General features: G+C 74.2%; 11 protein-coding genes. 7 read left to right on the top strand and 4 right to left on the bottom strand.

What is annotated here, in order from left to right; translation table 11 throughout:
• Nucleotides 1–26: 26 nt before the first annotated feature.
• Nucleotides 27–788 (bottom strand): 4'-phosphopantetheinyl transferase superfamily protein, encoded by a 762-nt coding sequence (locus tag ABZ249_RS20575; RefSeq protein ID WP_220560310.1) that lies wholly within the window; start codon nt 786–788, stop codon nt 27–29.
• A gap of 104 nt (nt 789–892) precedes the next feature.
• Between ABZ249_RS20575 and ABZ249_RS20570 the strand changes: the two genes are divergently transcribed.
• From ABZ249_RS20570 to ABZ249_RS20555, 4 genes are all read left to right on the top strand, one after another.
• Nucleotides 893–1,060, top strand: coding sequence for a hypothetical protein (locus tag ABZ249_RS20570; RefSeq protein ID WP_220565935.1), 168 nt, complete (start codon nt 893–895; stop codon nt 1,058–1,060).
• Between the two features lie 53 nt (nt 1,061–1,113).
• On the top strand, nt 1,114–1,920 hold the full coding sequence (locus tag ABZ249_RS20565; RefSeq protein ID WP_355265247.1) for a DeoR/GlpR family DNA-binding transcription regulator: 807 nt from the start codon (nt 1,114–1,116) through the stop codon (nt 1,918–1,920).
• A 117-nt stretch (nt 1,921–2,037) separates the two neighbouring features.
• Complete coding sequence (locus tag ABZ249_RS20560) at nt 2,038–2,856, top strand: polyprenol monophosphomannose synthase (protein ID WP_220560312.1); 819 nt, start codon at nt 2,038–2,040, stop codon at nt 2,854–2,856.
• A gap of 167 nt (nt 2,857–3,023) precedes the next feature.
• Entirely contained in the window at nt 3,024–3,443 is a 420-nt protein-coding gene (locus ABZ249_RS20555) for a hypothetical protein (protein ID WP_220560314.1), read from the top strand.
• 31 nt (nt 3,444–3,474) lie between these two features.
• On the opposite strand, the gene ABZ249_RS20550 is transcribed toward ABZ249_RS20555, so the two are convergent.
• The 3 genes from ABZ249_RS20550 to ABZ249_RS20540 form a co-directional block, all read right to left on the bottom strand.
• Entirely contained in the window at nt 3,475–5,079 is a 1,605-nt protein-coding gene (locus ABZ249_RS20550; RefSeq protein WP_355265242.1) for an MFS transporter, read from the bottom strand.
• Nucleotides 5,080–5,179: 100 nt separating this feature from the next.
• A complete protein-coding gene (locus ABZ249_RS20545) occupies nt 5,180–7,870 on the bottom strand; it encodes an FtsX-like permease family protein (protein WP_355265239.1) in 2,691 nt (896 codons plus the stop codon).
• A gap of 4 nt (nt 7,871–7,874) precedes the next feature.
• Complete coding sequence (locus ABZ249_RS20540; RefSeq protein ID WP_255646463.1) at nt 7,875–8,645, bottom strand: ABC transporter ATP-binding protein; 771 nt, start codon at nt 8,643–8,645, stop codon at nt 7,875–7,877.
• Nucleotides 8,646–9,003: 358 nt separating this feature from the next.
• On the opposite strand from ABZ249_RS20540, the gene ABZ249_RS20535 reads away from it, so the two are divergent.
• The 3 genes from ABZ249_RS20535 (at nt 9,004) to ABZ249_RS20525 (ending at nt 11,817) form a co-directional block, all read left to right on the top strand.
• Nucleotides 9,004–10,272, top strand: a complete 1,269-nt coding sequence (locus ABZ249_RS20535; RefSeq protein ID WP_355265236.1) for a histidine kinase — start codon at nt 9,004–9,006, stop codon at nt 10,270–10,272.
• Nucleotides 10,269–10,928, top strand: coding sequence for a response regulator transcription factor (locus ABZ249_RS20530; RefSeq protein ID WP_220560318.1), 660 nt, complete (start codon nt 10,269–10,271; stop codon nt 10,926–10,928). Before ABZ249_RS20535 ends, ABZ249_RS20530 begins: the two co-directional genes overlap by 4 nt.
• 184 nt (nt 10,929–11,112) lie before the next feature.
• On the top strand, nt 11,113–11,817 hold the full coding sequence (locus ABZ249_RS20525; protein ID WP_220560319.1) for a beta-ketoacyl-ACP reductase: 705 nt from the start codon (nt 11,113–11,115) through the stop codon (nt 11,815–11,817).
• Nucleotides 11,818–11,866: the final 49 nt, after the last annotated feature.

The following is an 11,866-nucleotide window of genomic DNA, read 5'->3' as shown; positions in this document are numbered from 1 at the left end:
CCGCCGCGGCCGCCCGCGGCGGCGGTTCAACGGCGCAGCAGGTCCCGGACGGCCGACGGGGGGTGCAGCACCGGCTCCACCGGGCGGTCGGTGAGCACCGCCAGCGCCGCCCGGTACTCCTCGCCCCGGTCCAGGTCGGTCAGCCACGCCGCCTCCGGGTCGCCGCCCCCCGTCCACTCCAGCAGCCGCGCGCCGGTGTGCGGCGGACTCACCGTCACCCGGCGCAGGCCCCCGGCCAGCCCCAGGCCGGTGGCCTTGAGCAGCGCCTCCTTGCGCGCCCAGTAGCCGAAGAACGCCCCCGTGCGCTCGGCCTCCGACAGCCCCTCCCACGCCTCGCGCTCGGTGTCGGACAGCGTGTAGGCCGCCAGCCCGCCCAGGTCGCGCGAGGCCGACACCCGCTCCACGTCCACGCCCACCGGGACGCCCTCGGAGACCACCAGCACCACCCACTCGCCCGAGTGGCTCACCGAGATCTCCCACCCGCCGGCCGGGCCGGTCGGGTGCGGCTTGCCGTGCGGCTCGGCGTCCCGCTCCGCCCCGGCGCGCTCCTTCTCGTCACAGGAGCGGCAGCGCAGCTCGAAGGCCACCTCCCGCGGGTCGCAGCCCGCCCGCTCCGCCAGCGCCAGCCGGGACATCGCCCGGGCCAGCAGGTGCCGGTCCCGGTCGGCCCGGTGCAGGAACCGGTCGCCCCGGGCCCGTTCACGCTCGTCCAACAGGTCCGAGAGCCGGTCCGCGGCCGAGGACGTGTGCGCCCACCAGACCTCGGGCGCCAGAGGAGGGAGAGTCATGCCCCCATTGTGGACCCGGTCGCACGGTGTTCGGTGGTGTGAGGGGGGTCCGAACCGGGAATCGGGTAAAGGACAGGTCAGCCCGTCCCCTGGGGAGGCCGGAGATGTCCGTTGTGATGTTGTTCGGAGCCGGAGCGCTCGTCGGACTGGTGGCCCTCACCGCGGTCATCATCGCGACCCTCCTGACCGAGGACCCCGACCGTATCGACACGCCCCTCGACGCCGAGGAGGCCGAGGAGGAGCGCCCGGTCGCCGGCCGGTCCGTACTCTAGACCGGGCACGGGCACCGCCCGTGCCCCAGCCCGGAGCACGGAAGGTCAGGTCCATGGTCGAGGAGAACCGTCCGGCGTTCGCCGCCGAACGCCGGGAGCGCATTCTCGAACTCGTGCGCGCCAACGGCACGATGTCCCTGCGCGACATCGCCGTCAAGGTGCACGCCTCCGAGGTCACCGTCCGCCGCGACGTGCGCGCCCTGGAGACCGAGGGGCTGGTCGACCGCCGCCGCGGGGGAGTGGCCCTGCCCGGGCGCATCGGCCACGAGCAGAGCTACACCGGCCGCAGCGGCCAGGCCGCCGCGGAGAAGGCCGCCATCGCCGCCTCCGCGGCCCGGCTGGTCCGCCCGGGCGACGCCGTCACCATCGGCCCCGGTACCACCACCGAGGCCCTGGCCCGGGAGCTGGCCTCCCGCTCGGACATCACCGTCGTCACCAACTCGCTGCGGGTCGCCGAGGCCCTGGCCGGCTCGACCGGCGTCGAGGTCGTGGTCACCGGCGGCACCCTCTACGGGCCCGCCCGGGCCCTGGTCGGCGCCGCCGCCGAGCAGAGCCTCAAGGGGCTGCGCGTCACCCGCGCCTTCCTGTCGGGCAACGGGGTGAGCGCCGAGCGCGGGCTGAGCACCCCCAACCCCGCCGTCGCGGGCGTGGACGCCGCCCTGGCCGACTGCGCCGAGGAGACCGTGGTCCTGGCCGACCACACCAAGATCGGAGCCGACACCATGGTCGCCACCGTCCCGCCCGAGGAGATCGCCCACCTGGTCACGGACAGTAGCTCCGATCCCGAGGTCCTGATGACCCTGGAGGAGACCGGGGCCCTGGTCCACGTCGCCGTCGTGGCACGTGAACGGGGGCAGTGAGCCCCGCTTGCGCCCGCAAAGGGCGTACCCTACCGTTCACGCCCATTGTGCGTTCCGTGCCCGATGGGTGATCCTGGACGCACCCGACGCCGACCGACCCTCAGGAGCCTTCCGCGCATGCCCTCCTCAGCGACGCCCCCGGAGCACCCCCCGTCCGCGCCGGTGCGCGTCACCCCCGAGCCGGTCGCCCTGCCCGAGCCCTGGTCCCGGGCCGCGCTGACGGTGGTCGTGCCCACCTACGAGGAGGCGGAGAACCTGCCGGTGCTGGTCCGGCAGCTCATGTCCCTCGACCTGCCCGGGCTCCGGGCCGTGGTCGTGGACGACAACTCGCCCGACGGCACCGGGGAGATCGCCGACAAGCTCGCCCTGGAGTTCCCCGGCCGGGTCTCGGTGGTGCACCGCACGGCCAAGGACGGGCTGGGCCGCGCCTACGTGGCCGGGATGACCCGGGCCCTGGAGGACGGCGCCGAGTACGTCGCGCAGATGGACGCCGACCTCAGCCACCCCGTCGGCTACCTCCCCCAGCTGCTGGGCACCCTGCTGGCGACCAACGCCGGGGTCGTCATCGGCAGCCGCTACGTGCCCGGCGGCAGCCTGTCCGAGCAGTGGGGGCTGCGCCGCCGCCTGCTCAGCGGGTGGGCCAACGCCTACGTCAAGACGGTGCTGGCCATCCCGGTCCGCGACGTCACCGCGGGCTTCAAGGTGTGGCGGGCCTCCGCCCTGGAGGTGCTCGACCTGCCTGGCATCGAGAGCACCGGCTACGCCTTCCAGGTGGAGATGCACTACCGGGCCTTCCGCCGGGGGCAGAAGATCGTCGAGATCCCCATCCACTTCGAGGAGAGGGCCGTGGGCGAGAGCAAGCTGGACGGCGCCGTCGCCCTGGAGGCGGCCCTGCGCCCGCTGCGGCTGCGCCGCGCCGAGAACTCGCGCCGCTGACCGGCGCCGTCCCCGCCTCCCGTAAAACCTCGCCCCGGCCTGTGATGATCCCGGTGCCGCGGGGGTAGGAGGGATCCCACGGCGGATCGGTCGCACGGCGCCGGCGCCGGCCCGGCCGCCGGGGCGGACGCGATCCGCGGAGAGGCCGACCACGGACGGGGGAGACGATGACCGAGCCGTACGACGTGGACACCGACATGGGGGACGACCCGGAGCGCAGCCTGATCGAGGAGCGCGAACGGCGGGTCGAGAACGACTACGACATCGAGGGCTACGAGTTCGAGGACGACGACAGCCGCGGCGAGCGCGGGATCGACCGCGCGGTGGCCGACGAGCGGAGCGACGTCCTGCCCCGCCAGAGCTGGGACGTGGAGGCCCCCTCCGCGGAGGAGGACGCCCTGCGGGTCGAGGACGACGACTCGGTGGACGAGGACGCGCCGGGGGCGGCCGTCCGCGACGCCGGGGGCGGCCGGACGGAGGGGCACCCGGCGGACTCGCCCGACGGCCGCGGCGACCGCACCGAGGACACGGACGCCTACGTCCCCGACGCCGAGGACCCCAGGGACACCGGGGCGCCGGACGCCTGACCCGGCGCCGACGCGAGGGGCCGCGGGGCCGTCAGCCGCCCTGTCCGGGAGGCGGGCCGTCCTGGGTCCGCCCCGCGGCGGAGCCCGGGCAGGAGCGCAACGGCGGCCCCGCCACCCCGCAGAACCGCAGCGGCCGCTCCTCGGCGCCCGCGGGCGCCGCGGCGGCCTCCTCGGCCGACGGGCCGCCTGCGGCGGCCCCGGAGGCGCCGGGCGTCCGCCCCCGCGGCAGCAGCAGCGCGCACAGCGCGGCCGCCGCGCACAGCCCGGCCAGGATGAGCATCGCGGTCCCGAACCCGGAGGCCAGGGACCCGGTGTCGGCGGCGCCCCCGGCCTCCCCGCCCGCGGCGATCCCCGCCAGGGCCGGGACCGCGGCCACGCCGATCAGCTGGGCGCCGCGCGCGAACGTGTTGTTCACCCCCGACGCCAGGCCCGCGTGCCGTTCCGGCACCGACGCCAGCACGGTCGCGGTCAGCGGCGCCACCGTGGTGGACAGCCCCAGCGCGACCAGCAGCACCCCGGGCAGCACGTCGGTGAGGTAGGGGGCGTCGGTGCCGATCCGCGAGAGCAGCCACAGGCCGGCCCCCACCAGCAGCGGACCGGCGACCAGCTGGGGGCGCGGGCCGATCCGCGCGGCCAGCTTCCCGGACCGGGCCGACAGCGCCAGCATCAGCACGGTGATGGGCAGCGAGGCGGCCCCGGCCGCGATCGGCGGGTAGCCGGCGACCTCCTGGAGGTAGATCACCAGCAGGAAGAACAGCGGCCCCAGCGCACCGTAGACGAGCACGGTCGCCGCGTTGGTCGCGCTGAACCCCCGGGAGGCGAACATCCCCAGCGGCAGCATCGGGTCGGCGACCCGCGACTCCACCACCAGGAACAGCACCAGGGCGAGCACGCCGACGGCCGCGCCCGTCCACACCGCCGGGGTGGCGCCCGCCGCGCCCCACTGGATGAGCGCGTAGGTGGTGCCGCCCAGCGCCACCACACCCAGCAGCGCCCCCGGGTAGTCGAGCCGCCGCGCCGCCTCGGGGTCGCGCGACTCGGGCACCTTGAACCACGCGATGGCCAGCACGACCGCCGCCAGCGGCAGGTTGATGAGGAAGATGAGCCGCCAGTCGCCGATCTGCACCAGCCACCCGCCGACGAACGGGCCGATCGCGGAGGCCACCCCGGTCAGCCCCGACCAGGCGCCGATCGCCCGGGCCCGGTCCTGCTCCCGGAACCCCGCCTGGAGGATGGCCAGGCTGCCCGGGGTCAGCAGCGCGCCGCCCACCCCCTGCACGATCCGGCCCGCCACCAGCCACTCCAGCGTCGGGGCGAACGTGCACAGGGCCGACGCCACCGCGAACACCGCCACACCCCAGACGAACAGCCGCACCCGGCCGAACCGGTCCGACAGCGACCCGCTGAGCAGGATGAGCGCGGACAGCGTCACCATGTACCCGTTGACGATCCACTGGAGCCCGGACAGCCCGGTCCGCAGGTCTCCCTCGATGGCGGGCAGCGCCACCGTCACGACCGTCGAGTCCAGGAACGCCATCCCGGAGCCGAGCACCGTGGCGGTGAGCATCCACCGGGCCTCGGGCGAACCCCAGGCCACACCCCCCGCCGCGACCGGCCTCGCCGTCGAACCGCCCATCGGCCCCACCCCCCGGCCCCACGGTACGACGCGGGCCCCCGCCGTGGGCGGGGGCCCGAGCACTTCCGTTCCGTGTGTTGACGCCGGATGTGGGCGGTGTTTACTCGCTCGCCAGCGCCCCGGTGATCGAGGTGCCCGCGGCGCGGCGTGCGGGCAGCACCGCGGCGACCAGCCCGGCCAGCACCGACACCGCGATGAACACCGCGATCTGGCCGGAGGGGACGGCGAACACCATGTTCGGCAGCACCGAGTCCGCGGCCGCCCAGCCGAACAGCACCCCGAACACGATGCCGATACCGGCGCCGATGAGGCACAGCAGTACCGCCTCGACGCTGAGCATCCGCCGCAGCTGGGCCTTGGTCAGGCCCAGCGCCCGCAGCAGCGCCGACTCGCGGGTGCGCTCCAGCACCGACAGGGCCATGGTGTTGGCGATGCCGAACACCGCGATGATGATCGCCAGCCCCAGCATCGCCGCCACCGTGTAGAAGGCGATGTCGAGGATGCCGGTGAACTGCTCCTTCATCTCGGCCACGGACATGACCTGGAGGGTCGGGTGGTCCTCCACGGAGCTCAGGACGGCGTCCCGCACCCGGTCGGCCTCGGCGTCGGCGTCGGCGACCACGTACAGCGTCCGGTCCTCCCGGACCTCGGGGTAGGCGGCGGCGAAGTCCTCCGGGTCGACGGTGGCGCCCGTCAGGCCGCCCCCGTTCTCGGTGATCGCGACGATGTCGAGCTCCAGGTCGTCGGCGCCCCACAGGCCCGGGACGGTGAAGGTGTCGCCCACCCGCGCCCCGTCGGCGTAGCCCTCGGACACCACGACCCTGCCGGGGCCGAGGTCGGTGAGGTCGCCCTCGACGGTGTCCGCGGTCAGGTCGACGCCGATCCGGCCGTTGATGTACGTGGTGACCGGCATGCTCTGGTCCCCGCCGAGCTCCACGTACACGTTGCGGTCGGCGATCACCCGCTCCAGCTCGTCCTGCTCGCCGAGCGCGTCCCGCACCTCGGCCGGGATGCCCGGGTCCAGGGGCAGGGCCAGGCCCTCGACCTCGGAGTCCGCCGCCGTGGCGGCCGGGTCCGTCCCCGGCTGCTCCTCGGCGGTCCCCTCGGCGGGGGCTCCCTCGGCGGGGGCGGCCTCCGCGGGGGCGGCCTCCTCGCCCGTCCCCTCGGCGGGGGCGTCCTCGGCGGCCGGGACCGCCTCGGTGCCCATCTGGGCCATGATCTGGTAGTCCACCGGGAACTGCTCGTCCAGCATCTTGGTCAGGGTCGTCTCCGTGGAGGCGCTCACCACCGAGTAGCCCGTGATGAGCGTGGCGCCCACGGTCAGCGCGATCATCGCGGTGGCGGCCCGGCGCGGGTTGCGCACGGAGTTGTCCACCGCCAGCATGCTCGGCACCCCCACCCGGCGCAGCGGCAGGCCCACCACGTTCACGATCCCGCGCACCAGCAGCGGCCCCAGGACCACGACCCCCAGGAACGCGATCAGCGCGGAGCCGGTGACGATGACCGGGCCCAGCTGGTTCGGGCCGGCGAGCTGGCTGACCGCGACCAGGGCCGCGGACGCGGCGAAGGCGAGCAGGCCCAGGACCACACGCACCCAGCCGGTGCCCTTCTCCAGCCCGGCGGCGGTGGCGCTGGTGCGCAGCGCCGCCAGCGGCGCCACCCGGGTGGCCCGGGTGGCGGGGACCAGGGCGGAGAACACGGTCACCACGGTGCCCAGGACCATGCCGGTGGCCACGGCCAGGGGCGTGACGGTGAGCGCGGCTCCGTCCATGCCCAGCAGCGGGCCCCCGAAGGTGGCCCCGGCCATCCCGATGCCGATGCCCGCCAGGACCCCCAGGGCGGACGCGACCAGGCCCACGATCAGGGATTCGGCCAGCATGGACCGGAACACCTGGGAGCGCTTGGCGCCCACGCACCGCAGCAGGGCCAGCTCGCGCTGGCGCTGGGCGATGAGGATGGCGAAGGTGTTGTAGATGACGATGCCGGCCACGAACATGGCGATGAAGGAGAAGAGCAGCAGCACGACGCGCAGCATCGCGGTGTCGGCGCCGGACTCCTCGGCCAGGGCCACCCCGAACTCCTCGCCGGTCAGCACCTCGGCGTCGGCCCCCAGGACCCCGGCGACCGCGTCGGCGACCTGCCGGTCGGTGTAGCCCTCGGCGGCCACGGCGTCGATCTCGACGTACCCCTCGGCCGCGGTCATCCCGCCCAGGGTCGCGTGGTCGAAGACCACCACGCCGCTGTAGCTGTACCGGGGGTCGGCGCCGAACTCGACCAGGCCGGTGAGGGTGAACTCCCGCTTCTCCTGGTCCGGGTCGAGGACGGTCACGGTGTCGCCGACCCCGAACCCGAGCTGTTCGGCGGTGGAGACGGCCAGGGCGATCTCGTCGCCGCCGGCGGGCAGGTCGCCCTCCTCGGCGGAGAACCGGGTGTGCTCGCCGAAGGACACCGCCGCGGGCGGCACGAAGCCGGACGCGCGGCCCTCGGAGTCGAGCAGGACGACCTGCCCCTCCGCCAGGCCGTCGGCCCCCGCGACCTGCGGGAGCGCGCGGATCTCGGTCAGGGCCTCCTCGGTCAGGGGAGCGGGCTCCTCCTCGCCCCCCTCCGCCGGGACGGCGATGGCGTCGACCGAGGTGGCCGAGCCCATGACGGTCTTCTCGTACCCGGCCTCCAGGGTGTCGGCGAAGACCATGGTGCCGGTGGTGAACATGACGCCGAGCATGATCGCCAGCACGGTCGTGACGTACCGGGACTTGTGCAGGCGCAGCCCGGCCAGTGTGGTGCGCAGCATCGGATCAGGCCTCTTCCAGCTTGAGCAGCCGCTGGGAGACCAGTTCGGCGGTGGGCTCGGTCACCTCGTCCACGAGGCGGCCGTCGCGCAGGAACACCACCCGGTCGGCGTAGGAGGCGGCGACCGGGTCGTGGGTGACCATGACGATGGTCTGGTGCAGCTCCTTGGCGGAGGCGCGCAGGAACTCCAGCACCTCGGCGCCCGAGCGCGAGTCCAGGTTGCCGGTCGGCTCGTCGGCGTAGACCACCTCCGGGGCGTTGAGCAGGGCGCGGGCCACGGCCACGCGCTGCTGCTGGCCGCCGGAGAGCTTGGCCGGCAGGTGGTGCAGCCGCTCGCGCAGCCCGACCACCCCGATGATGCGGTCGAACCGCTCCCGGTCCACCTTGCGCTTGGCGATCTGGGAGGGCAGCAGGATGTTCTGCTCGGCGGTGAGCATCGGCAGCAGGTTGAACGACTGGAAGATGAACCCGATGCGGTCGCGGCGCAGCAGGGTCAGCTCGGCGTCGCGCAGCCCGGTGATCTGCGTCCGGCCCAGGTGCACGCTGCCGGAGGTGGCCACGTCCAGCCCGGCCAGGCAGTGCATGAGGGTCGACTTGCCCGAGCCCGAGGGGCCCATGATCGCGGTGAACGCGCCCCGGTGGAACTCCACGTCGACCCCGTCCAGGGCGTGCACGCGGGTCTCCCCGGTGTCGTAGACCTTGGTCAGACCCCGGGCCACCACCACCGGGGGCGGGGCCACGGGGGAGGAGAGGGGATCCACTGCGGGTGCGTTCACGGGAACTGCTCCAGACGATGTGCGGTGACGATGGACCGGGGCGCACCGGACGGGACGGGTCCCGCCCGGCGGCGCCGCCGGTGATCTCAACGCTAGGTCCGGGAAAAGCCCGGAACCTCGGCCCCCAGGACGGTTTCCCCCCTCGTCCAAAGGAAGGAGGCGCGGGGGCGGACCGACCCCTTCGTCCTGTCGGCCCCCCGACTTTCGTCGGTTGTCCCCCGGGCACCGAAGGTGACGGAGGCCCGCTTTCATCCGCTCTGAACTGCGAGGACATCGAAAGGCGGCGGTCCTCCCCCGAGTCGGCGCCGCGCCCGCGCGCCCGCCGGACCGCCGGGCGCCCCGCCGTAGACTCCGCAGCATGTGGAAGTGGGTGAAGGAGTCGGGCAGGGCGCTGGGCGCCCTGGGCCGGCGCAACGGCCGCTGGTGGTGGGAGCGCAGGCTCGTCTTCGCCGACTGGTTCTACGCCCTGGCGCCGCTGCCGTTCAGCGCCATGTTCCAGCTGTCCTCGGGCTCCTCGGGGAGCATCGGGATCCTGGGCGGCACGTTCGTGTTCCTCCTGAACTCCCTGGCACCGGTCAACGCCTTCGCGACCCTCCTCGCCGGGTTCGTGTTCTACGGCGCCCCGGTGCTGTGGGCCGCCGCCATGGTGCTGCTGCGCCGCACCGACCCGCGGTGGCTGCTGGCCAGCGCGCTCGTGATCCTGCTGCTGTTCGGCAACTTCGTCCCGGCGGCCATCGCCCTGTACTCCTACGCCGTCTACTTCTCCGACCGCCGTGTCCTGGTGGCCTGGCTGGTCGCGCTGAGCCTGGCCGTGACCGCCTCCTACCAGGCGGTCTTCCTGGGGTACTTCTTCCTCATCACCGGGTTCCTGATCACCCCCACGGTCATGGGCCTGTGGGTGGGCACCCGGCGCCAGCTCATCGACCGCCTCCACGAGCGCGCCGAGCGCCTGGAGCGCGAACAGCACCTGCTCGCCGACCAGGCCATCACCGCCGAGCGCACCCGCATCGCCCGCGAGATGCACGACGTGGTCGCCCACCGGGTCAGCCTCATGGTCCTGCACGCGGGCGGCCTGGAGGTCTCCTCCGACGACCCGCGCACCATCGAGACCGCCGGGGTCATCCGCACCACCGGCCGCGAGGCCCTGACCGAGCTGCGCGGCATCCTCGGCGTGCTGCGCGAGGAGGGCGCGGCCGCGCCCACAGCGCCCCAGCCCGTGCTGTCCGACCTGGACCGCCTGGTCCGGGAGTGGCGCGCCGCCGGGATGGAGATCGGGCTCACCGAGACCGGCGGGGACCGGCCCGTCCCCGGATCCGTGCAGCGCACCGTCTACCGCATCGTCCAGGAGGGGCTCACCAACGCCGCCAAGCACGCCCAGGGGGCCCGCGTCACGGTGCTCCTGCACCGGGCCCCGGACCGGATGGAGGTGGAGGTCGCCAACGGCCCGGCCCCGGCCGGGGCCGGGGCGCCCGCGCCGCGCAGCGGGTTCGGCCTCACCGGCCTGCGCGAACGCGTCGTGCTGGCGGGCGGGGACCTCACCGCCGGTGTGTGCCCGGACGGCGGCTGGCGGTTGCGCGCTATCGTGCCGACCGACACACCCGCAGGCGCCGAGGAGGCCGTTCCGTGATCCGCACTGTTCTGATCGACGACGAACAACTGGTCCGGTCCGGACTGCGGATGATCCTGGACTCCGCGCCCGACATCGAGGTGGTCGGCGAGGGCGGCGACGGGGCCGAGGCGATCCGCCTCACCGAGGAGCTGGCCCCCGACGTGGTCCTGCTCGACATCCGCATGCCCGGCGTGGACGGCCTCACCGCCGCCGCCCGGCTGGCCGCTCTGCCCGACCCGCCGCACGTGGTGCTGCTCACCACCTTCGACCTGGACGAGTACGTGCACGGCGCGCTGCGCGCCGGGGCGGTCGGCTTCCTGCTCAAGGACACCCCGCCGCGCGACCTCATCGCCGCGGTGCGCACCGTGCACGAGGGCAACGCCATGCTCTCGCCCAGTGTCACCAAGCGCATGCTGGAGCGGTTCGCCGCTCCGGCCCCGGCCGACTCCGCCGAGGGCCGGGCCAGCGCCGAGCGGCGCCTGGAGGTGCTGAGCGAACGCGAGCGCGCCGTCCTGGTCGCCGTCGCCCAGGGCATGTCCAACGCCGAGGCGGGGCGCGCCCTGGGCATGCGGGAGGCCACCGTCAAGGCGCACGTCAGCCGCATCCTCGCCAAGCTCGGCATGTCCAACCGCGTCCAGGCGGCCATCCTCGCCCACGACGCCGGGTGGGCCTGACGGCGTGACCCGCCTCACCCCGGCCGGTCCGGCATGTCGGAACCCCACAGGAAGCCGGGGAGGAGTCCTGTACCCGGCCGCATTGCGACCACCCCCCGCGACCTCGGTACGCTGCATTGCGATCCCCGACCCCGTCACGTGCCGTGGCCGCCCCGGCGGCCGCGGGTAGAACAAGGAGCCCTCTATGTCCCGCTCGGTACTGGTCACCGGCGGCAACCGCGGAATCGGCCTGGCCATCGCCCGTGAACTGGCCGCCGGCGGCGACGACGTGGCCGTGACCTACCGGTCCGGCGAGCCCCCGGAGGGGTTCCTGGGCGTGCGCTGCGACATCACCGACTCCGCCCAGGTCGACGCCGCGTTCAAGGAGGTCGAGGAGGCGCAGGGACCCGTCGAGGTCCTCGTCGCCAACGCCGGGATCACCAAGGACCAGCTCCTGGCCCTCATGAGCGAGGACGACTTCTCGTCGGTGCTCGACACCAACCTCACCGGTTCCTTCCGCGTCGCCAAGCGCGCCGTCCGCGGCATGATGCGCAAGCGCTCGGGACGGATCATCCTCATCTCCTCGGTGGTGGGCCTGCTCGGCTCCGGCGGCCAGGCCAACTACGCCGCCTCCAAGGCCGGGCTCGTCGGCTTCGGCCGCTCGCTCGCCCGCGAGCTGGGCTCGCGCAACATCACGGTCAACGTGGTCGCGCCCGGGTTCATCGAGACCGACATGACCGGCGCCCTGCCGGAGGAGCGCCAGGCCGAGATCAAGAAGAACATCCCCCTGGGCCGCTACGGCACCACGGAGGACATCGCACGCACGGTGTCCTTCCTCGCCGGGCCCGGCGGCGCCTACATCAGCGGCGCGGTCATCCCCGTCGACGGCGGCATGGGCATGGGCCACTGAGCCGACCCGGCCCACCGCACAGCAGACCAGAAACAGGACGGACAACCCG

It is taken from the genome of Nocardiopsis sp. NPDC006139 (genome assembly GCF_040614155.1).
GTDB classification, from domain to species: domain Bacteria; phylum Actinomycetota; class Actinomycetes; order Streptosporangiales; family Streptosporangiaceae; genus Nocardiopsis; species Nocardiopsis changdeensis.
The sequence above is the reverse complement of the archived record's forward strand: the minus strand, read 5'-3'. Positions and strand labels throughout refer to the sequence as shown.

Bases quoted from the DNA above. Each gene is read 5' to 3' on its own strand.
- ABZ249_RS20525 (WP_220560319.1), top strand. From the start codon at position 11,113: ATGTCCCGCTCGGTACTGGTCACCGGCGGCAACCGCGGAATCGGCCTG.
- ABZ249_RS20550 (WP_355265242.1), bottom strand. From the start codon at position 5,079: ATGGGCGGTTCGACGGCGAGGCCGGTCGCGGCGGGGGGTGTGGCCTGG.
- ABZ249_RS20575 (WP_220560310.1), bottom strand. From the start codon at position 788: ATGACTCTCCCTCCTCTGGCGCCCGAGGTCTGGTGGGCGCACACGTCC.
- ABZ249_RS20545 (WP_355265239.1), bottom strand. From the start codon at position 7,870: ATGCTGCGCACCACACTGGCCGGGCTGCGCCTGCACAAGTCCCGGTAC.
- ABZ249_RS20565 (WP_355265247.1), top strand. From the start codon at position 1,114: ATGGTCGAGGAGAACCGTCCGGCGTTCGCCGCCGAACGCCGGGAGCGC.
- ABZ249_RS20535 (WP_355265236.1), top strand. From the start codon at position 9,004: ATGTGGAAGTGGGTGAAGGAGTCGGGCAGGGCGCTGGGCGCCCTGGGC.
- ABZ249_RS20570 (WP_220565935.1), top strand. From the start codon at position 893: ATGTCCGTTGTGATGTTGTTCGGAGCCGGAGCGCTCGTCGGACTGGTG.
- ABZ249_RS20560 (WP_220560312.1), top strand. From the start codon at position 2,038: ATGCCCTCCTCAGCGACGCCCCCGGAGCACCCCCCGTCCGCGCCGGTG.
- ABZ249_RS20555 (WP_220560314.1), top strand. From the start codon at position 3,024: ATGACCGAGCCGTACGACGTGGACACCGACATGGGGGACGACCCGGAG.